This window comes from Parenemella sanctibonifatiensis (assembly GCF_002250565.1).
Classification (GTDB): domain Bacteria; phylum Actinomycetota; class Actinomycetes; order Propionibacteriales; family Propionibacteriaceae; genus Parenemella; species Parenemella sanctibonifatiensis.
This window is the reverse complement of the sequence record NZ_NMVJ01000001.1, coordinates 907,483-927,149: the sequence shown is the minus strand read 5'-3', so window position 1 is coordinate 927,149 and position 19,667 is coordinate 907,483. Positions and strand designations below refer to the sequence as shown.

General features: G+C 68.5%; 18 protein-coding genes, 2 tRNA genes, 1 other RNA gene and 3 pseudogenes. 10 read left to right on the top strand and 14 right to left on the bottom strand.

Annotation, left to right across the window (positions count from 1 at the left end):
- The first annotated feature begins 50 nt into the window (after nt 1–50).
- From CGZ91_RS04355 to CGZ91_RS04345, 3 genes are all read left to right on the top strand, one after another.
- Nucleotides 51–138: transfer RNA gene (locus CGZ91_RS04355), tRNA-Ser, on the top strand.
- A gap of 208 nt (nt 139–346) precedes the next feature.
- Nucleotides 347–625: a hypothetical protein gene (locus tag CGZ91_RS04350; protein ID WP_094452809.1), complete on the top strand. Its 279-nt coding sequence runs from the start codon at nt 347–349 to the stop codon at nt 623–625.
- 236 nt (nt 626–861) lie between these two features.
- On the top strand, nt 862–1,227 hold the full coding sequence (locus CGZ91_RS04345) for a hypothetical protein (RefSeq protein ID WP_179229202.1): 366 nt from the start codon (nt 862–864) through the stop codon (nt 1,225–1,227).
- Nucleotides 1,228–1,316: 89 nt separating this feature from the next.
- Here CGZ91_RS04345 and CGZ91_RS04340 read toward each other — a convergent pair whose 3' ends face one another.
- The 7 genes and pseudogenes from CGZ91_RS04340 to CGZ91_RS04315 form a co-directional block, all read right to left on the bottom strand.
- Nucleotides 1,317–2,561, bottom strand: a complete 1,245-nt coding sequence (locus CGZ91_RS04340) for an amidohydrolase (protein WP_094453015.1) — start codon at nt 2,559–2,561, stop codon at nt 1,317–1,319.
- Between the two features lie 140 nt (nt 2,562–2,701).
- Complete coding sequence (locus tag CGZ91_RS04335) at nt 2,702–3,658, bottom strand: hypothetical protein (RefSeq protein WP_094452805.1); 957 nt, start codon at nt 3,656–3,658, stop codon at nt 2,702–2,704.
- Nucleotides 3,659–3,761: 103 nt separating this feature from the next.
- Nucleotides 3,762–4,232 (bottom strand): annotated as a pseudogene (locus CGZ91_RS14520) (ribonuclease H family protein); the annotation flags it as partial.
- Between the two features lie 111 nt (nt 4,233–4,343).
- A pseudogene (locus CGZ91_RS14755) lies at nt 4,344–4,760 on the bottom strand (GNAT family N-acetyltransferase); the annotation flags it as partial.
- 81 nt (nt 4,761–4,841) lie between these two features.
- Nucleotides 4,842–5,015 (bottom strand): 50S ribosomal protein L32, encoded by a 174-nt coding sequence (gene rpmF, locus CGZ91_RS04325; RefSeq protein WP_094452801.1) that lies wholly within the window; start codon nt 5,013–5,015, stop codon nt 4,842–4,844.
- Nucleotides 5,016–5,163: 148 nt separating this feature from the next.
- Nucleotides 5,164–5,670: a LytR C-terminal domain-containing protein gene (locus CGZ91_RS04320; protein WP_094452799.1), complete on the bottom strand. Its 507-nt coding sequence runs from the start codon at nt 5,668–5,670 to the stop codon at nt 5,164–5,166.
- A gap of 162 nt (nt 5,671–5,832) precedes the next feature.
- Complete coding sequence (locus CGZ91_RS04315; RefSeq protein WP_094449922.1) at nt 5,833–6,126, bottom strand: type II toxin-antitoxin system VapB family antitoxin; 294 nt, start codon at nt 6,124–6,126, stop codon at nt 5,833–5,835.
- A gap of 153 nt (nt 6,127–6,279) precedes the next feature.
- Here CGZ91_RS04315 and CGZ91_RS04310 point away from each other — a divergent pair, with 153 nt between their 5' ends.
- Together CGZ91_RS04310 and CGZ91_RS04305 are read left to right on the top strand one after the other, a co-directional pair.
- The gene (locus CGZ91_RS04310; protein WP_094452797.1) at nt 6,280–7,872 is read left to right on the top strand and encodes a helicase HerA-like domain-containing protein; all 1,593 of its coding nucleotides are present in this window, start codon (nt 6,280–6,282) and stop codon (nt 7,870–7,872) included.
- A gap of 57 nt (nt 7,873–7,929) precedes the next feature.
- Entirely contained in the window at nt 7,930–8,973 is a 1,044-nt protein-coding gene (locus tag CGZ91_RS04305) for an SGNH/GDSL hydrolase family protein (protein WP_094452795.1), read from the top strand.
- On the opposite strand, the gene CGZ91_RS04300 is transcribed toward CGZ91_RS04305, so the two are convergent.
- On the bottom strand, nt 8,898–9,683 hold the full coding sequence (locus tag CGZ91_RS04300; protein ID WP_094452793.1) for an alpha-L-rhamnosidase-related protein: 786 nt from the start codon (nt 9,681–9,683) through the stop codon (nt 8,898–8,900). The two genes, CGZ91_RS04305 and CGZ91_RS04300, sit on opposite strands and share 76 nt — an antisense overlap.
- Nucleotides 9,684–9,723: 40 nt before the next feature.
- On the opposite strand from CGZ91_RS04300, the gene CGZ91_RS04295 reads away from it, so the two are divergent.
- The 3 genes from CGZ91_RS04295 to CGZ91_RS04285 all read left to right on the top strand — a co-directional run bounded on the left by CGZ91_RS04295 (nt 9,724) and on the right by CGZ91_RS04285 (nt 13,150).
- Entirely contained in the window at nt 9,724–10,575 is an 852-nt protein-coding gene (locus CGZ91_RS04295; RefSeq protein WP_094452791.1) for a sugar phosphate isomerase/epimerase family protein, read from the top strand.
- Between the two features lie 112 nt (nt 10,576–10,687).
- A complete protein-coding gene (locus CGZ91_RS04290; protein ID WP_094452789.1) occupies nt 10,688–12,331 on the top strand; it encodes a type 2 periplasmic-binding domain-containing protein in 1,644 nt (547 codons plus the stop codon).
- 213 nt (nt 12,332–12,544) lie between these two features.
- Nucleotides 12,545–13,150, top strand: a complete 606-nt coding sequence (locus CGZ91_RS04285; RefSeq protein ID WP_094452787.1) for a Dps family protein — start codon at nt 12,545–12,547, stop codon at nt 13,148–13,150.
- Between the two features lie 635 nt (nt 13,151–13,785).
- Here the strand turns inward: CGZ91_RS04285 and CGZ91_RS04280 are convergent.
- The 4 genes from CGZ91_RS04280 to CGZ91_RS04265 all read right to left on the bottom strand — a co-directional run bounded on the left by CGZ91_RS04280 (nt 13,786) and on the right by CGZ91_RS04265 (nt 16,357).
- A tRNA-Ser gene (locus CGZ91_RS04280) sits at nt 13,786–13,870 on the bottom strand.
- A 71-nt stretch (nt 13,871–13,941) separates the two neighbouring features.
- Nucleotides 13,942–14,949, bottom strand: a complete 1,008-nt coding sequence (gene mgrA, locus CGZ91_RS04275; protein WP_094452785.1) for an L-glyceraldehyde 3-phosphate reductase — start codon at nt 14,947–14,949, stop codon at nt 13,942–13,944.
- Between the two features lie 78 nt (nt 14,950–15,027).
- Nucleotides 15,028–15,954, bottom strand: coding sequence for an SRPBCC family protein (locus tag CGZ91_RS04270; protein ID WP_094452783.1), 927 nt, complete (start codon nt 15,952–15,954; stop codon nt 15,028–15,030).
- Nucleotides 15,914–16,357: an ArsR/SmtB family transcription factor gene (locus tag CGZ91_RS04265; RefSeq protein ID WP_094452781.1), complete on the bottom strand. Its 444-nt coding sequence runs from the start codon at nt 16,355–16,357 to the stop codon at nt 15,914–15,916. Before CGZ91_RS04265 ends, CGZ91_RS04270 begins: the two co-directional genes overlap by 41 nt.
- An 86-nt stretch (nt 16,358–16,443) precedes the next feature.
- Between CGZ91_RS04265 and ffs the strand changes: the two genes are divergently transcribed.
- Nucleotides 16,444–16,538: signal recognition particle sRNA small type (ffs, locus tag CGZ91_RS04260), an RNA gene on the top strand.
- 27 nt (nt 16,539–16,565) lie between these two features.
- Here ffs and CGZ91_RS04255 read toward each other — a convergent pair.
- Together CGZ91_RS04255 and CGZ91_RS04250 are read right to left on the bottom strand one after the other, a co-directional pair.
- Entirely contained in the window at nt 16,566–16,919 is a 354-nt protein-coding gene (locus CGZ91_RS04255) for an RNA-binding S4 domain-containing protein (protein ID WP_094452779.1), read from the bottom strand.
- Nucleotides 16,916–17,233 (bottom strand): annotated as a pseudogene (locus tag CGZ91_RS04250) (GNAT family N-acetyltransferase); the annotation flags it as partial. The gene CGZ91_RS04255 and the pseudogene CGZ91_RS04250, both read right to left, overlap by 4 nt.
- Before the next feature lie 48 nt (nt 17,234–17,281).
- Here CGZ91_RS04250 and CGZ91_RS04245 point away from each other — a divergent pair.
- Complete coding sequence (locus CGZ91_RS04245) at nt 17,282–19,609, top strand: DNA polymerase III subunit gamma and tau (protein ID WP_407670823.1); 2,328 nt, start codon at nt 17,282–17,284, stop codon at nt 19,607–19,609.
- The last annotated feature ends 58 nt before the right edge of the window (nt 19,610–19,667 follow it).

Sequence of the window (19,667 nt, the reverse complement as noted above, 5' to 3'; positions counted from 1 at the left end):
CATCAACGCGGATTGGCTTCTGTGGCGTCAGCCGCGCTAACCTTCTCGGCGGTGACGTGACTGAGCGGCCGAAAGTGCTCGCCTCGAAAGCGAGTGTAGGGAAACCTACCGTGGGTTCAAATCCCACCGTCACCGCCAGAACCAAGGCCCCGATCCCCTGGAAGCATGGGGGAGTCGGGGCCTTCGTCATTCCTTTCGTGGCCTGAAGTCGTGATGGGGGTCGCTGCCACCAGGACCCGATAGGCTTCCACGAATTGGCTCAAAACCGAGCCGGGGAGTCCACTCCGAGAGGGGCGCGCACCCCAGCGCGAGACAGATGATGAAAGCATTGCACCGACCAGCAACGGTGCTCGCCGCCGCAATCCTTGGCCTCACCCTTGCTGGATGCTCCTCCGGCCCGGCCGAGACCCCGACCGACGAGTCTGGGGGCGATTCCGCTGGCAACGTCTATGAGTTTCAGACGAATGGCATCGAGCCTTCGGCCGACGTGACGATCCGACTTCCTGACGATCTTCGCGAGGTCATGGGCGCCGACGCCGACAACCTTGTCATCGACGAGATCGTTGTGACCGGCAGGGCGCTCGGTGACGCGCAGGTCTGCGCGGCTGACGTGGCGATCACGTAGTTCGACGGCCAACCCGACCGCCTCCTGTCGGCAGGATCAGACGCCGGTCAACGGGCGCGGGCTGAAGAGGCGCTTCTGGAACGCACCGAGGCATCCTCGATTGATGAGGTGATCGCCGAGGTTGACGAGATCATCGCCAACGGCAAGGAGCGCGGTCTGACGGCCCTGCAGATCGGACAGAACATCCAGATGTTCGCCGGGCGTTCCACACCGATGGCGCGACCGGTCAAGAAGTGGTGGATGCCCACCTCAGCGGAGGCAGTGAAGGCGAGACCACCGACGCGGAGATCATCACCACCGCACTGGGACTCACCTCCAGCAAGGCGCCCAACCCGATCTCAGACTTCGACGAGTCTGCGCCCGAGCCGGGCACCTACATTGCTGATGACCTCTCGACCCTCACCGTCGTGGGCGATTGCGCTGCCTCCGGGACCGATCCCGACAACGCAATCGAGATCGAGCTCCCCTCGGTTGAGGCCGATGGGGAGACTGACAACACCGCGACGGTACAGCTGTCGGTGATGACTGACGCCACCATCGGTGTCGCGGGCGAGGTCGAGGACTACATGCGTGATGCCAATGGGAATTGGATCGCCAACTGACCCAATCCGGCGACGAGCCCAAGGCCGCCTGTGCGGCGCAGTGCGGCCGCCGGCGTACGCCGGGTGGCTGAGGTCGGGCGGGTACGCCGTCAGCGGCGGCCGCGCTGCGGGCCGGCGACGGTGGTGCCGAGCGTCGCGTACGGGTCGAGGGTGATGCCCTCGCGGGTGTCGGGGTCGTAGTGGTGGACCTCGCGGCCATCGACCCAGACCCGCAGCGCGCGGCTGGCGACCTCCAGCGGGTCGCCGCTCCACAGCACGACATCGGCGTCCTTGCCCTCGGCCAGGCTGCCGACCCGGTCGCCGATGCCCATGATCTCGGCCGGGCCGTGGGTGATGGCGCGGAACGCCGCGTCCCGGTCCAGGCCCTCCTTGACGGCCAGGATCGCCTGCACGACGAGCAACTCGATCGGCACCACCGGGGCGTCGGTGGTGAGGGCGAGCCGTACGCCGGCGCGTGCCAGGCGGCCCGGGTTGGTGAGGGAGCGGTGCTGGAGTTCCTGCTTGGCGCGATCGGTGAACAGCGGCCCGATCACCACCGGCAGCTCGCGTTCGGCCAGCAGGTCGGCGATCAGGTGGGCCTCGGTGCCGTGGTCGATGATCAACCGGTAGCCGAACTCATCGGCGATCCGGATCGCAGTGGCGATGTCGTCGACCCGGTGGCAGTGCTGACTCCACGGAATCTCACCCGACAGCACCAGACCCAACGCCTCATGGGTGAGATCGGTGGCGTACGGCTTGCCCTCAGCCTCGGCATGCTCCTTGGCGGCCAGGTGGTCCCGGGTGGCGGTGAACGCCTCCCGCAACACCGCGGCCACGCCTTGCCGGGTCTTCGGCAGCCGGTTGTTGTCCGAGCCGTGGATCCGCTTCGGGTTTTCGCCCAGGGCCGACTTGATCGAGGCCGGTGCCCGGATCACCATCTCGTCGACGATCCGACCCCAGGTCTTCAGGGCGACCGTCTGGCCGCCGATCGGGTTGGCCGATCCCGGCTTCACCACGATGGTGGTGACCCCACCCGACAACGCATCGCGGAAGCCCTCATCGGTGGGATGGATCGCGTCGAGGGCGCGAAACCGGGCGCCGTTGACCTCGGAGGATTCGTTGGTGTCGTCGCCGGCCCAACCGTGGGACTCCTCGGCGATGCCGACGTGACCGTGGGCCTCGACCAGGCCCGGGGTGAGCCAGGCGCCGTCGGCGTCGACGATCTGCGCATCGTCCGGGATGGTGACATCCGGGCCGAGCGCGGTGATGGTGGTCCCCTCCATCACCAGCGAGCCGTCGAACGGGTCTCCGGTGACGGGCACGACATGGGCATTGACGATGGCGAGGGAGGTCATGGCCAGCACTGTAGCCAGCGGGCCCGTGTCCCTGCCGGCGTCGCAGCCATCCTGCGTACGACCCCGGGACGCATGACTCCCGCGCCCTGGTCGGACGCGGGAGTCGGAGCCGTCAGTCTCAGCCGATCAGGGCTGGGGGATCAGGGCTGCGTGGCGCAGTAGGTGATGCCCGGCGCGGGCAGTTCGTACACCAGCGGCACCGTATCGGCGCTGCAGGCGCTCTCGTCGGCGCTGTCGACCCGCTGCTCGATCTTGATCTCGGCATTCACCGCGTTGCAGTCCACCTTGACCAGGACACTGCCACTGCTGGCGAGGCACTCGCCCGACTCGAAGATCGGGGTGAGGCAGGCGGTGAAGCGACGATCGCCGCTGCCTTCCTCCTCCTCGTAGTACTCGGAGTAGTTCTCGCCGCAGCTGGCCGGGCCGCTCTCGGCCTGGACCACGTGATAGACGATCTCCTCGCTGGGGTCGTCGCAGCTGGCATCCTCGTGCTCGAAGTCACCCTCGTCGTTCTGCACCACGATGATGCAGTCGCCGACCTCGGGGTTGCCGCCGCCGAGCAGGCTCGGCAGGAAGAAAATCGCGCCGACCACGACCAGCGCCGCCACGGCAACACCGGCGATGATCGCGACAATGTTCGGCTTGGAACCGGCCGACTGGCCAAAGGCAGGCTGGCCGGGCTGCTGCCCGAAGCCCTGCTGGCCGCCGAAGCCCTGCTGCTGGCCGCCCTGGGGCTGGCCCTGGCCCTGCCCGTACTGGCCCTGGCCGTACTGGCCCCCCTGGGGCTGTCCCTGCCCGTACTGGCCCTGTCCGCCCTGGGGCTGGCCCTGACCGTACTGGCCGCTCTGAGGCTGGCCCTGGCCGAAGCTCTGGCCGCCCTGCGACTGACCGCCCTGCTGCTGGCCGCCCTGGCCCCATTCCGGGCCGGGCTGGTTGGCCGACTGCGGGCTCTGGCCGAAGCCGCCCTGCTGCTGGCCGCCCTGACCCCAGCCCTCGCCGGGCTGCTGGCCGAAGTTGTTGTTGGCCCCGTTGTTGGGCTGCTGGCCCCAGCCGCCGTCGCCGTTGCCGCCTGATTGACCATAAGGAGGATTACTCACGAGGGCAGCCTAACCGTCAGTGGGCGCGTGGCGCACGCTTCTTGGTAACGGTTTCGGTTCAGAAAAGCTCGGCCTGATCCGCTTCCGGCGCGGCAACGGCGGGCGGCGCGGGCCGGGCGTCGGGATATCCGGGCCCCGGATCGGGGTCGCGGCCCTGCTGGTACGCCGTCGCCGCGGCTCGGGCGCGGACGTCGGCGGCCTCGTTCAGGTCATGCCCGGCATGCCCCTTGACCCAGCTGAACGACACGTCGCGGCCGGCCAGGGCGCGGTCGAGCTGCTCCAGGATGTCGCGGTTGAGCACCGCCTTGCCGTCCTTCTTGCGCCAGCCCTTGCGCTTCCAGCCCGGCATCCACTTGGTCAACGCGTTGATCGTGTACTGCGAGTCGCACAGCACCTGCAGCGGCCGATCCACGTGGGCGGTCTGCCACAACAGATCCAGCACCGCCTGCAACTCCCCGCGGTTGTTCGTCGCATGCTTCCAGCCGCCGCTGGCCCAGCAGTCGTCGTCGATGTACCAGGCCCAACCGGCCGGTCCGGGATTGCCCAGTGCTGAGCCATCAGCAGCGGCAACGATCGGTCCGACCGGCTCCGGGGCGACCCGCCGACTCGGCCGATGCTCCACGACGGCTTCGGCTGCCGGGGCTGGGGGCGTACCGGATCCGGCGCCGGGCCGCACCATGGTCTGGTGGCGTACGCCCTCCTCCAGGTAGATGTCGCCGACCGGGGCGTATCCGAAGGGGCGATAGAAGTCGATCACCGGTTCCTGGGCGTGCAGCTCGCTGGGGCGATCGCCGATGACGTCCAGGGCCAGGCTCATCAGCTTGGTGGCATGGCCGCGGCCACGTTCGGCGGCGGCGGTGCAGACCCGACCCACCCGTACGCCATCAGGCCCGTCCATCATCCGCAGCGTCGAGACCACCTCACCGTCCCGGCTCAGCCACAGGTGAGTGGTGGTCGCGTCGAGGTCGTGGCCGTCGATCTCGTCGCAGATGATGCCCTGCTCGAGGATGAAGACCCGCGCCCGCAGCTGCAGCAGGTCGTGCAACTGCTGCGCGCTGAGCCGAGGGCCGCGCAGGATGTGATGCCGAATCGTGTCTGCCATGAGGTCCTCAGCAAACCACAAACACCGCCCCCGGCGTGCCGGTGAGCGGTGTCGTGTCGACGGAGCTGGGCTCCGAGTGCCTCAGGCGTCCTGCGGGTCGAGCAGGCCGCGCTGGTAGGCCTTGACGAGGCGACGCGGTACGCGCACCTGACGGCCCTGGACGTTGATCGGCACCAGGTCAGCCGCGGTGGCCTTCCACTGCGAGCGGCGGTGCCGGGTGTTGCTGCGCGACATCTTGCGCTTGGGAACAGCCATGGCTAACCAATCTGGTCGGACGAACGCTGGTGACGCTCGTGAGTTCTGAAGTGCTTCCCGGGCTTTCGGCGGGGCGACGCGCCGGGCACAGGGATCCATGATACTCGCCGTACGCCGGCTGTCCAGTTGAGCTGGGGCCGACGCCCCATCACGGGGCCGACGGCAGGCAGATCGACTCGCCCTGAATCTCCACCGAATCGGGTGCCTCGGGCGCGAAACCCTCGAAAGTGGACCCGACCAAGACGTCGACGCTGCGGTCGCTGCGTCCGTCGGCACGGATGGCGGCCTCGGGCAGGTGGGCCGCGATCAGCTGGACCTCAGGGTTCTCCTCGGCGGCGCCGACGATGATGGTGCTGGTGATGACCTCATCGGTGTTGCCGGTCGTGGTGACCCGGAAGCCGCGGCTGGTGAGTTCGTCGCCGACCCGGCGCGCCAGGCCCTGCTGGTCGGAACCGTTCAGCACCCGCAGCGTGACCTGTTCGGTGGTGAGGCGACCTTCGGGGACCGGCTGGTTGATGCAGGTGGGCGGGGGTGGCGGCGGAATCGGTGCGCTGGCACGCTCCCAACCCCAGTTGAAGCCGAGGTAGAGGAGCACCAACAGCACTACGAGGGTGAGCGGCGTACGCAGCGCTTGGAAGACGCGGCCTGCAGTCACTTCACTTCCCTCCGACTGGGGTCCTGCATTCGACTGGTGTTCTGGAGCCGAACCGCGGTCCGCGGGGACACCCGCGGTCGCGACACAGCCAACGGCGACAGGTTAGCGACTTCCGCGGCGGTCGTGAGGTCAACCCGCCCTGTGCCGGCGAACACGTTTGGTTCAGTCGAGCTCGAGCACCCGGGCGTGCAAGGTCTGGCGCTGCTGCAGGGCTGCCCGGAGCGCCCGGTGCAGACCGTCCTCCAGATAGAGGTCACCGTGCCAGGAGACGACGTGGGCAAACAGGTCGCCGTAGAAGGTCGAGTCCTCCTCCAGCAGCGCTTCCAGATCGAGCGTCCGCTTGGTGGTCACCAACTGGTCCAGCCGCACCTGGTGGGGGGCGATGGCCGCCCACTGCTTCTGGGCGTAGCCATGCGGAGGATACGGTTTCCCATCGCCAACTCGCTTGAAGATCACGCGCCGCAGTCTAGGCCGGGCGACGGGGGGAACCCCCAATCCTGCGGCTAACGATTCGGCAACGTGACCGGTTGCCGCAATTTCGGCTCACCCTGCAGACCGGTCCGGGCCCCACCGTTGTGCCCGGACCCCGTTACTGGAAAGCTGCTGGCCATGACCGCGACAGATGATCAGGTGGCGACGATCCAGCAGGGCTACACCTTCGAGGGCGAAGCGCTCGAGATCGGCGCGCTGCTGGTGGAGGACGAGCCCCGGCCCGAGGCAGGCGTACGCATCCCGCTCGCGATGCTGAATCGGCACGGCCTGATCTGCGGTGCCACCGGCACCGGCAAGACCAAGACGCTGCAGGGCCTGGCCGAAGGGTTGTCCGCGGCCGGTGTGCCGGTCTTCGCGGCTGACATCAAGGGTGACCTGTCGGGTCTGGCGAGCCCGGGTGAGTCCTCGCCGAAGCTTCTGGAACGCACCGAGTCGATCGGTCAGGACTGGCAGCCGACCGGCTATCCGACCGAGTTCTACGCCCTCGGTGGTGAGGGCCACGGCGTACCGCTACGGGTCACCATGTCGGCCTTCGGGCCGGTGCTGCTGTCCAAGGTGCTGGGTCTCAACGACACCCAGGAATCGACGCTGGGGTTGGTCTTCCACTTCGCCGACCAAGCCGGGCTGCCGTTGCTGGACCTGGCGGATCTGCGCGCGCTGCTGAACTATCTGACCAGCGACGAGGGCAAGGCCGACCTCAAGGGCATCGGCGGAGTGTCCGCGGCGACGGTCGGGGTCATTCTGCGCAACCTCATCACGCTGTCCAACCAGGGCGCCGACGCCTTCTTCGGTGAGCCGGAGTTCGACACCGCCGAGCTGTTGCGGGTGGCCGAGGACGGCCGCGGCATCATCTCATTGCTGGAGCTGCCCAATCTGGCCAACCGGCCCCAGATTTTCTCCACCTTCCTGATGTGGTTGCTGGCCGATCTGTACGCCGACCTGCCCGAGGTCGGCGATGTCGACAAGCCCAAGCTCGTCTTCTTCTTCGACGAGGCGCACCTGCTCTTCAAGGACGCCTCCAAGGCGTTCATGGACCAGATCACCCAGACGGTGCGGCTGATCCGTTCCAAGGGTGTCGGTGTCTTCTTCGTCACTCAGTCGCCCACCGACGTGCCCGAGGAGGTGCTGGCCCAGCTCGGGTCGCGGGTGCAGCATCAGCTGCGGGCCCACACCCCCAAGGACGCCAAGGCGCTCAAGCAGACCGTGGCGACCTATCCCACTTCCAGCTATGAGCTGACCGAGCTGCTGCCCTCGCTGGGCACCGGTGAGGCGATCGTCACCGTGATGGATCCCGACGGGGCGCCCACCCCAGTGGCCTGGACCCGGGTCCGGGCACCGCAATCGCTGATGTCGCCGACCCCGGACGAGCAGCTGCAGCAGTTGGTGCAGGCCTCGCCGTTGCAGGCCAAGTATGGCCAGGTGGTCGATCGTGATTCGGCCTACGAGATGCTGTCGCGCAAACTGAAAGCAGGTGCCGAGGCCGCCCAACAGGAGCAGCAGACCCAACCCCAGGCCCAGCAACCGCAACAGCCCTTCCCGCAGCAGCCGGCGCCACGGCAGGAGGCGCCGCGCCGAGAGCCGAAGCCGAAGAAGGACGAGCCCAGCATGTTCGAGCAGCTGAGCAAGAACACCTTCGTGCGCCAGATGGGGCGTACGGTCATGCGTGAAGTGACCCGTGGCCTGTTCGGCACCGGGCGGCGCCGCCGCTGACCCGGACCTGATCCCCGCCAGCCCAATCCTGGGCCAGCACTGTCGCCGAGGAGCGTCATGGAAGAAACGACCCCCGACCTGACCTGGACCGATGCCGCCACGTTGCGGATCGAGGGGCAGGCCTGGCCCGATGAATCGCAACCGTGGACCCGGCTGCCGGACCGTGCGGAGGGCTCCGTGCCCGATCGGGTGTGGGACCTGTCTCGCGCTTCGGCCGGCCTCCGGGTCCGCTTCGTCGGTGCCATCACGGTGGCCGCGGTGCGGTGGCGGCTGACCGCCGGTGGGCCGTTGTCCCACATGCCCGACAGCGGTTCCAGCGGCTTCGACCTGTACGCCCGTGAGCTCGGCGCCCCGGCCACCGCGTGGCGTCATGTTCGGGCGGCGTGGCCGGCCCGCAACCACGACCAGCCCCAGGAGCAGGTGATCCTGGAGGGGATGGATGGCACCGAGCGCGAGTACTGCCTCTATCTGCCGCTCTACCGCGGCGCCACCGACATCCAGATCGGCACCGACGGCACCATCAGCGCGGCAGCTGCCGACACCTCCCCGGTGGTCGCCTTCTACGGCACGTCGATCGTGCACGGCGGCTGCGCCAACCGGCCGGGCATGGCGTACCCGGCCCAGATCGCCCGCAAGTTGGGCATCAACCACATCAACCTGGGTTTCTCCGGCAACGGCAAGTGCCAGCCGCCGGTGGTGGACCTGCTGACCGAACTGACCCCGGACGTGTGGGTGGTGGATCCGCTGCCGAACCTGTCCGGTGATGAGCTCGAACCGGCCGTCCACGACGCGTTGGTCGCGATCGGCAAGGCGCATCCAGACATCCCGATCCTGGCTGTCCCGAGCCCGGACTACGCCAACTCCTGGATCTCGGCCTCCCGGGCGGAGCGGGTCAAGAGCTCCAACGAGAGCTTGGTCCGGGCGGTGACGCGGGCGCAGCAAGCCGGCGTACAGGTGACTCTGCCCGGCGGCGATTTCAGCCAGCGGCTGTTCGGCACCGACGGGGAGGGAACTGTCGACGGCACTCACCCGACTGACCTCGGCTTCCTGCGGATGGCAGAAACCATCGGCGCTGAGGTCGAAAAGCTGCTCGGTCGCTGACGCTTCGCGCAGAAAACCGCGCCCCAGCAGCGGTAGGTCACCTCTTGGGCGATCACCGAGCCGACCATGGACCCGGCTGGATGGCACAGGCTGGTGTTCCACTTCAGGTCCTTGTCCCAGGCCTCCCAAGTGGTGGTGGCACCCTGCGCCAGCTGGCGTGCGGGACCGACCGCGGCCGCGTCGGTGATGAACTCCAGCGCCCGCACTCCTTGGCTGTAGCTGAAGAGCGTCTCGAAGAAGAACATGCCCGCGAAGATGTTTCCCCGTACGCCACCGTCGGCGACCGCGCGCACCAAGCCGGGGCGCAGACGCTCGCTGGCCAACCCCATCCGCAGCGCAAAGACGCTGGAATGGAAGGAGTGGTGGTCAATCGGGGAGCCGGTCCGGTCCAGGCCGTCGCGGTAACGGCCGGCCTCAGGGTCGAACAGGAGCCGCTGGAAGTCCTCGCGTAGTGCGTCGGCGCGCCGGTCGTGGCGATCGGCGGTGCTCCGGTCGCCGAGTGCTCGGGCCATCGCCGCGGCGGCCCGTAGGGCGGTGTGATGGACCGCGTTCGGAACCGCGTTGACCCAGCCGATCTGGTGGTCGTCACGCATGTTCCTGGACGCCGTAGCGCAGGCCTCGATGGCGTCGCCGGAAAGATGGTCGGTGAGGTCCGCGAACTCGGACTCCAGCAGCTCGGGGAGCCGGGGCGCAGCACCGATGGCGACCACATCAGGTAGGTCGCCGCTGGCGAGCCGCTAGGCTCCGGCCATGGCTTCTGTGGGTTGCATTGTGATGATGTTCAAGCGCGAGATCGGCGAGCAGGGCATGTGGCCCACGCTGGAGCGCCTCAAGGAGATCGGCTACGACTCGGTCGAGATCTCCCAGGTCCCGATGGACGAGGCGAACACGGCCGACCTCGAACGCGGCATCTCCGAGCTCGGGATGGAGGTCGGCGCGTTGTCGACCGCCCTGACCAAGGCCAACGAGAACAGCCCCGACGCGCTGGACGCCGACTTCGACAAGATCGTCGCGGACTGCCAGCGGCTCAACACCCGCTTCGTCCGGATCGGCGGGATGCCGCGCCAGGCGATGACCTCCAAGCAGGCCTGCGAGGCGTGGGCCGCCGAGGCGCAGCCCTACGCCGAGCGGCTGGCCGAGCAGGGGATCACCTTGCTCTACCACAACCACCACGCCGACCTGGCCAAGCTGGACGGGGAACGGATCTTCGACCTGGTACGCCGGGTCGCCCCGGCCATGCAGTTCGAGGTGGACATTCACTGGGTGCAGCGCGGCGGGATGGCTCCGCTGGACATGCTCAGGGCCTACGACGGGGTGTGCAAGACCATCCACGCCAAGGACTATCGGATCGCCGCGCCGACGCTGGAGAACCTCGAGATGAGCGACGAGGAGCGCGGCATGAGCGCCCACCAGTACTTCCTCCACGAGATCGTGCAGTACGCCGAGGTCGGCGCCGGCAACATCAACTGGCCCGAGGTGCTGCCGGCGGCGGTCAAGGCAGGTGCCGAGTACATCTTCGTCGAGCAGGACCAGACCTACGGGCGCGATCCCTTCGACTCGGTACGCGAGTCCCGCGAGTACCTGCGTTCCATCGGTTGGTGAGCCGTCGGCGGGTGCCCGAATCGTTATCTGAAAACGCTTGCTGAGGCTGCGGGCGTCCTCCAAGATCAGGGCATGGCCCACCGCCGGGCCCGTCGCCAATGGAGGTTCGCGCATGACCACGATTTCTCGTCGCCATCTTCTCGCCGGGGCCGGTGCCGCTGCAGCCGCCGCAGCGCTGGCCGGGTGCGCCAGTGATGACACCGGCGGTTCCGGTGCCGAAGGGGAGGGCGGCGCGACGAGCACCCGGGCGCAGGCGCCCAACTACGTGCCCTTCGCCGAGGTGACCCCGGACCTGCCCGGCGACAACGCGTTGGGCATCCAGCCGGCCTTCTTCAGCTACCCGGCCGACCCGCCTCGGATGCGCGAGCAGCCGCCCGCCGAGACCGACCCGATCGAATTCCTTTGCCAGGGTGCGCCGCCGCCCAACCCGTTCGGGGGCAGCGCTTGGTATGGCCTGCTGTCGGGTGCGACGGCCAACAAGTTCAACTTCAACTGGGGCTCGTGGACCGAGTACGAGCAGAAGTTCCAGGTCACCATCGCCTCGGGTGACCTGCCTGAGCTGATGATGTTGCCGAGCACGGCGCCGCGGAAGCCGCAGTTGCTTGAGAGTGCCTTCACCGACCTCACCCCCTTCCTGTCCGGCAGCGCCGTCGAGGACTACCCGGGCCTGGCCAGCATCCCGACCGAGACCTGGACCATTCCGACCCTGGGCAGCCGGATCTGGGGCGTGACCCAGCCCCGTCCCGCGGTGGGCCGGATCATCGTCGGCAGCCCCGTGACCGCGCGTACGGCCGGCTATGAGGGCGACTTCTCGGCCAGCAGCCTGGACGAGTGGGTGTCGATGTGCATCGAGTGCAGCGACCGCAGCAAGAACATCTTCGCCCTCGGCGCCGATCCGATCACCTCGATCCTCAACCTCACCGCGATGATGGCGGGCTCACCCAACGTCTGGGGCGAGGAGAACGGCGCCTTCGTGCACCAGTGCGAGCACGAGACCTTCCGGCCGGCACTGGAGGCAGTGAAGCGGCTGTGGGCCGAGGGTGCGCTGCACCCGAACTCCTTCTCCGAGCCCGGCAGCTACTCGACCTGGTGGAACGCCGGCGTCACGGTCTTCAAGCACCAGAGCTTCGAGTACATGCCGGGCGAGCTCCAGCGCGATGGCCTGGAGGCGGTGATTCCCGAGTTGCCCGGCCTCGACGGCGGTGCCTCGCAGATCTACCTCAAGCGCCCCGGCTACGGCGACTTCGTGGCGGTCTCGAAGCAGACCTCTGATGATCGGGTACGAGAGATCCTCCAGTTCATGGACTACTTCGCCGCCCCGTTCGGCGCCCAGGAATATCTGGACGTCCAGTACGGCGTGGAGGGCACCCACTACTCGATGGAGTCGGGCGCCCCGATCGCCAACAAGGACGCCACCCAGCAGGAGGCTCTCAATGCGCGGGCCTACCTCGGCCAGCAGGTCAACAGCCAGATCTACGTGCCCGAGGACCAGTCCGTCGCCGAGGAGCTGCACCAGTGGCAGCTCGACCATCAGGAGCAGGGCGTGAAGGCGGCGCACTGGGAGCTCTACTCCGAGTGGGTCTCCACCAACGAGAGCGCCGCAGGCAAGGACGTGTCGGACGTCTTCCGCCGCTGGATCCAGAATGAGGTCTCCGATCAGGATCTGGATCGCGGCATCGAGAAGTTCGTCAGCGACTTCGCCGACAAGGCGCGTGAGGAGTACGCGAAGGCCAAGGAGAACGGCGGCATCGCCTGAGCGGGTCGCCCATCGACTGAGTGGGACTGCGGGGCCAGGACGGTGATGTTCGGGCCCCGGCCGCTTGTCTGCCTGTCCGGTTGACCCTGGCGCGGCCTTCTGAATCGCGCACTGGCAAGACGGCTGACAGATGTGACCCGGATCACCGCCGAATCGGAATGTTTCATCGGAATTCGGCGTTGACAAAGTAAGACCCCGACGCAGGGGCGGAAGATGACGATCGAGCAGAATGTGAGGATCATCGTGGCTGACCAGAACAATGCTTCATACAGCGTTCCCGGACTCCCTGTGGCGGAGGCGCAGGCCCTTGCCAGCAAGCTGCAGAGCCGTCTGCATGCGCTCAATGACCTGCAACTGACCCTCAAGCACATTCACTGGAATGTGGTGGGCCCCAAGTTCATCTCCGTCCACGAGATGCTGGATCCGATGGTCGAGCAGGCCCGCGCCATGGCCGATGAGATCGCCGAGCGGATGGCCACCATGGGCGTGGAGCCCATCGGTACGCCCGGTGACCTGGTTGCCACGCGCACCTGGGAGGACTACCCGATCGGGCGTGCCCAGGCCGCCGAACACCTCGCGGCGCTCGACCTGGTCTTCGACGGTGTCATCAGCGACCACCGGGACGTGATGAATGAGGCAGGCAAGGTTGACGCGGTGGTCGAAGACATCCTCATCGGCCAGATCAAGGAGCTCGAGAAGTCGCAGTGGTTCGTGCGCTCGCACCTGATCGACAACGACGGCAACCTCGCCAGTGCCGGCGCGGACTCGGCGAAGCAGGCCGCCCAGCAGGGCTTGGAAGTCGACAAGGCCCTCGACTGACCGGCGACCCCCGCCACTGAGGCGGCACGCGCCTGACTGAGCGCAACGGCCCCGCACCTCCATCGGGTGCGGGGCTGCTGTCCGCTGCCGAGGGGCTTGATGGCATCACCGCAGGGGAAGAGCAACCCACAGGCTCATCGCATCGCCGTGGACGATCCGGGCGCCCGGGACCTGCTCGCGCAGGCGAGCCGCTCGGTTGCCGTCCAGTTCCACGGCCGTCAGGTTTCGGCGGTGGTGGAGGAAGTTCTGGCCGGGTTCGTGGGGTCCGCCAGGGGCCGCGCGACGCGACGAGACTCTCCGGGACGTGCGGGAAGGTTGCTGGGGCATGACTGCGCTCCGTGGCTGTGGTTCCGGAGCACCCCTTGCGGCGCGTGCGTACGCGGATGTCCCGCCGAGGTGCGTGGGCACGGCGGCGGCGCGCGGGTGGTCGACGGGTCGACGTGGACCCGGAAAGAGCGCGTCTCAGGCGGCGCGGTCGCGGCGGCCGCTGAAGCTGGCCGCGGAGTCAATTGACATGCCAGGGACGGTAGGTCAGGTCATCAGCCGGTCGCAACGTATTTTCGGCGCCCGAGTCCAGTCGGTGGCCCACACACAGAAGCGGCCCCGCACCCGTTCGGGTGCGGGGCCGCTGTCGGCGGAGGATACGAGATTCGAACTCGTGAGGGCGTGAACCCAACCCGCTTTCCAAGCGAGCGCCATAGGCCTCTAGGCGAATCCTCCGCCGCACAGGATAGCCGCAGCGAGCGCCGGAGGCCAATGCGGCGGCGTGGACGGGCGCCTGCGTACGCCGCTCAGGTCAGGATCTGCCCGATCCGGTCCAGCTCCTCGGCGGTGAAGTCGAGGTTGGCCACCGCGCCGACGTTGGCCTCCAACTGGGCCACGCTCGAGGCGCCGATCAGGACGCTGGTGACCGTCGCGGTCCCTCGGTCGCGCAGGATCCAGGCCAGCGCCAGCTGGGCCAGCGACTGGTCGCGGGCATCCGCGACCGTCTGCAGCGCTCGGACCTTGGCGAGGGTCTCCTCGGTGATCCGGTCCGGGTTGAGGGACTTGCCCGCCGCCGCCCGGGAATCCTCGGGGACTCCATCCAGATATCGGTCGGTGAGCAGGCCCTGAGCCAACGGCGAGAAGGCGATGACGCCCATCCCGAGGTCGCCGCAGGTGTCCAACAGGTTCGGATCGCCCTCCTCGACCCACCGGTTCAGCATCGAATAGGAGGGCTGATGGATCAGCAGCCGCAGCCCCACCGCTTCGGCGGCCGCGTACGCCTGTCGGGTCTGCTCCGGGCTGTAGCTGGAGATGCCGGCGTACAGGGTCTTGCCGCTGCGGACCAGCTGGTCCAGGGCGCCGATGGTCTCCTCGATCGGCGTCTCGGGGTCGGGGCGGTGGTGATAGAAGATGTCGACGTAATCCAGGCCCGTCCGGCGCAGCGACTGGTCGAGTGAGGACACCAGATATTTGCGGGAACCCCAGTCGCCATAGGGCCCGGGCCACATGTGATAGCCGGCCTTGGTCGAGATCACCAGCTCGTCGCGGTAGGGCCGGAAGTCCTCGGCGTACACGCGTCCGAAGTTGGTTTCGGCAGCGCCCGCGGGCGGGCCGTAGTTGTTGGCCAGGTCGAAGTGCGTGACCCCTAGGTCGAAGGCCCGCCGAAGAATGGCGCGCTGGCCGGCGAGTGGCTTGTCGTCGCCGAAGTTGTGCCACAGGCCCAGCGCGACCGCCGGCAGCTTCAGCCCGGACCGCCCCACCCGGCGGTAGGGCATCGAGTCGTAACGGTCATCGGCAGCCAGATACGGTTCCATGCCGCCAATCTTGCCGTACTCCGCACCCAGCCCGGTTGCACGGAGATTCGATCGCCGCTGCCGACCCGAGGGCCCGATTCAGACTGCCGCGGTGAGCCCTTGGAGCACGAAGCTCCAGCCCTGGCGGTAATCCTCGGCGGGGGCGTCGTCCGACCACGGGCCGCTGTGGCGCACCGTCAGCAGGGTGCCGGCCGACTCGGGGAGGACCCCAATTTCGACGGCCTCGTCCACGCTGGTCCCGTCGGCGTCGCTCCAGCGCCACGTCATCGACAGCCGGCCGGCCTGGCGGTCATCCGGGGGCACGACGCCGAGATATCGACCGTCGAGCACGATGCCCACCCCCGGTGCCGCGATCCGGTAGCTGCCTCCGGGGCGTACGTCGGCGTCGATCGTCACGTCGTCCCAGTGCACCCACCACCAGGTCCGCAGTCCCTCCTCGGTGGCCAGCGCGGCCCACACCCGCTGAGCGTCGGCGTCGAGGGGGTGTTCGAGCTCGAGTGGGGCGCGCGTGATCGTCCGCCAGGTCGCGGCGGCGGTGGACTCGATGACATCGTCGGCCGGGGCATCCGGGTCGGCGACGCCGAGGGCCCGGGCCAGCGCTTGGAGGGTCTGCTCCCAGCCGCCGCCGTAGCCCGCGGCGTGAGCTGGCTCCTCCAGCTCGTGGCGCAGGGTGAGCTCGGTGTGGCCGTCCTCGACCGGCCGGAACCGTGCTGAGATCTGGCTTGTGGGCTCGCCCTGCCACGACCAGGTGACGGCGACCTCGTCGTCGGCGCATCTCAGCACGCGTCCGGTCGCGCGATCGTTCGGGTCGTCCGAGAGGGTGGCCTCGAAGGTGTCACCGACCTTGGCCGGGTCTCCGGTCACGGTGCCGAACCAGCGCGCCAGCCGGGCGGTGTCCGTGCACGCGTCGCGCAGGTCGGCCGCCTCGGCCCGATAGACGCGGACGAGGCCGAGGACGGGGTGGTCACGCGATCCGGTCAGCGCCCGGATGATGCTCTGGTCCATGGTCGTTCTCCTCAACGGTGGGGTGGTGGCGGTCATGGTGATCAGCGGAGTCGGGAGGTTCGGGGGTGCCCGGGGCCTGGGCGGGACGCCGCCGACCTCGGGCGAGTTCGGTCTCGAGTGCGTCGAGGCGCTGGGGCCAGAAGCGGGCGTACCGCTCCGTCCACTCGTGGAGTTCGTCGAGCGCGCCGGCGCGGAGTCGATAGATCCGCCGAGAGCCGCGAGCCTCGACCTCGACCGCGCCCGCCTCGCGCAGCACCCGGAGCTGGTTGGACACGGCTGGCTGGCTGATGCCGAACTCACCCTGGACGAGGGCGCCCACCTCTCCGGCCGCCCGCGCTTCGTCCGCGAGCAGCTCGACTATGCGTCGGCGGACCGGCTCGGCGAGCAGGGTGAAAGCGTCCATGGACCCTTAGTATCATGCTGCCGTGATATCAGCAATAGTCGATATGTGATGGCTGGGGTCGCGGCGAGCAGTAAGCTATGCTGTCCCGAGTCCCTCGTGCGGCGGTATCTCGCCCAACTCCCCCAGGGCCGGAAGGCAGCAAGGGTAAGTGAGCTCTATCGGGTGCACGGGGGACCCTTCTGTGTCCGGGCCCGGTGAGCCGATCGCCTCAGCGGCCCTGCAGCCGGTCGATGGCCCGCCGATCCTTCTTGGTGGGTCGCCCAGCGCCCGCCTCTCGCCGTCCCGACGCCATCGACAGGTACGCCGGCCGCGGCGGCGAATGATCGAGATAACAACCCTGCGCGATGGCCGCGCCGACCCGCTTGTTGATGAGCTGGGTCACCTCGAACTCCCTCACCCAGCCCGGTTCCTTCACACTGATCCGATCGCCCGGCGTGACCCGCTGGGCAGGCTTGACCGGGTCATCATTGAGGCGTACGTGGCCGCCCTTGACCGCATTGGTCGCGATCGAGCGGGTCTTGAAGATCCGCACCGACCACAGCCACACGTCGATGCGGGTCATGTCTCCGGCTGACCGGCGGCCAGCAGGTCGGCCTGATCGGGATGGTCGGCGAACCATTGCGCGACGAAGGGACATTCGGGGACGACGCTGACCTGCTCGCCGGCCCGCTGCCGGGCACGGAGATCCTCGACGGCGTGGCTGACCAGCTTCGAGGCGATGCCCTGCCCGCGATGCTCGGGGTCGGTGACGGTGCTCGGGAGCACCAGGTGGTCCCCGGACCTCTCGTACGTCAGCCAACCCACCACGGTGTCACCTGACAGGGCGACCCAGCGGTTCTCCTCGGGACGGTCGATGAAGCGAAGCTGATCCATGGCGGGATGATAGTTCGCTGGCCGTGACGAGTGTCAGACCGCTCGCATAGGGTGGGGCCCGTGGACGAGGATGACGTGACCGGCGCGGCGGTGGAGTCGGCGGCGCCGCTGGCCCTGTATCGGCGTTATCGCCCTGACACTTTCGCCGAGGTGATCGGCCAGGACCATGTCACCGAACCGCTGCGGCGGGCCCTGAACAACAACCGGGTCAACCACGCGTACCTCTTCTCGGGCCCGCGTGGCTGTGGCAAGACCACCTCGGCGCGGATCCTGGCCCGCAGCCTCAACTGTGAGCAGGGGCCGACCCCGGATCCGTGCGGTCGTTGCGACTCCTGCCGAGATCTGGCCCGCGGCGGTCCTGGCAGCATCGACGTGATCGAGATTGACGCGGCCAGCCACGGCGGCGTTGATGACGCCCGTGATCTGCGCGAGAAGGCGTTCTATGCGCCGGTGAGTTCGCGTTACAAGGTCTACATCGTCGACGAGGCCCACATGGTGACCTCGGGCGGCTTCAACGCGCTGCTCAAGCTGGTCGAGGAGCCGCCGCCGCACGTGAAGTTCATCTTCGCCACCACCGAGCCGGAACGGGTCATCGGCACCATCCGCTCGCGTACGCACCACTATCCCTTCCGGCTGGTGCCGCCCAAGCTGCTGACCACCTATCTGGCCGAGATCTGCGATGCGGAGAATGTCGTCGTCGACCCGGCGGTGCTGCCGCTGGTGGTGCGCGCCGGCGGTGGTTCGGTGCGTGACTCGTTGTCGGTGCTGGACCAGTTGCTCGGCGCCGCCGGAAGTGATGGCGTGGAGTACGCCGAAGCCGCGGCCCTGCTCGGTCACACCCCCGAGGCGCTGCTGGATGCGGTCGTGGACGGTTTCGCTGCCGGCGACGCCAAGCAGGTCTTTTCGACGATCGACAAGGTGATGGAAGTCGGCCAGGATCCGCGGCGGTTTGCCGAAGACCTGCTGCACCGGCTCCGGGACCTGGTCATCGTCGCGGCCGTGCCGGATGCGATCAGCAATGAGCTGATCGGCGAGGTGAGCCCCGAACAGGGGGAACGGCTCGCGAATCAGGCCGCCGTGATGGGGGCCGGTGAACTGACCAGAGCCGCCGAGGTGATCGCCGAGGGCCTGACCAACATGCGCGGCACCACTGCGCCCCGGCTGCACCTGGAACTCATGTGTTCCCGGGTGCTGCTGCCCGGCGCCGACACCGACGACCGAGGCACCCACGCCCGGCTGGATCGGCTGGAACGCCGGATCGGGATGGCCGGCGGCGAGGCCGCGCCGAGTGCCGCCCCAGCTGTGGCCCCGGTGTCCCCGACGCCTGCGGCACCGACGGCAGCGGAGCCCTCGTGGCCCGAGCCGACACAGCAGCCCGAGCGATCCGAAAGCCAGCGCCAGGGCGAGCCGCAGCGTCAGCCTGAGGCCCGCCGCCAGCCTGAGCCGCAGCGCCAGCCTGAGCCGCAGCGCCAGCCTGAGCCGCAGCGCCAGCAGACCCCGGCGCCCGACGGTGCTGCCCACCCGACGACACAGGCCGCTGGGATCAGCGCCGGGCAGTTGCGGGAGCAGTGGCCACAGGTGTTGGAGTTGGTGCGTCAGCGCAAGCGATTCGCCTGGGTGCTGCTGCAGCAGCACCTGCATGTGATGGACGTCAACGACGGTGCGCTGATGTTGGGGGCGTCCTCGCCGGGCGCCCGGGAATCCTTCTCCAAGGGCGGCAGCATCGAGGCCTTGCGCAGCGCCATCCTCGACCTGCTCGGTGCCGACCTGCGGGTCGAGGTGGTCGTTGACGAGAGTGGTGGCGGCGCCAGTCGTCCGAGGGCTGAACCGCGGCAGAGCAACCCCGACCCGTGGGGTGGTGGCCAGGCCGCCGCCGCACCGGCCGCTCCGCAGCGCCAGCAAGCGACGCCAGCTCAAGCGGCGCCCACTCAGGACGCGCCCGAGCTGGCAGCACCTGCGCAGGACGCCCCCCGGCAGGACGGGCCGCCGCCAGAGGATGGTCCGCCCCCTTTTGATGGGCCTCCGCCGGAGGAATATCCGCCGGAGGAGGACGCCCCGTCGACTGACCGCTACCAGTCTGCGCCGGCTGCCGCCGCCCCGACACCGACCTCGCCGACACCCGCCGCACCACCACCTGCCGCCGCACCACCAAAGGCAGGGCCGGGTGGTCCGACCCCGCCTCGCCCCAGCGCCGCCCGCGCGGCGATGGAACGCGCTCGCGCCGAGATCCGCCCGGTCCGCAGTGGTTCCAGCCCTGCCGAACGGGAGCCCGAGGACGAGGATCTGCCCGACCGCAGCGACCCAACCCTGCAGGAGTCGGAGGATTCGGCAGAACTGCTCCGGCAGAGCCTGGGAGCCGAACTGATTGGCGAGGAGTAGTGCCTCACCACCAACGGGACACGCCGGAATTCATGACCGCGTGACGCTCAGAACCACG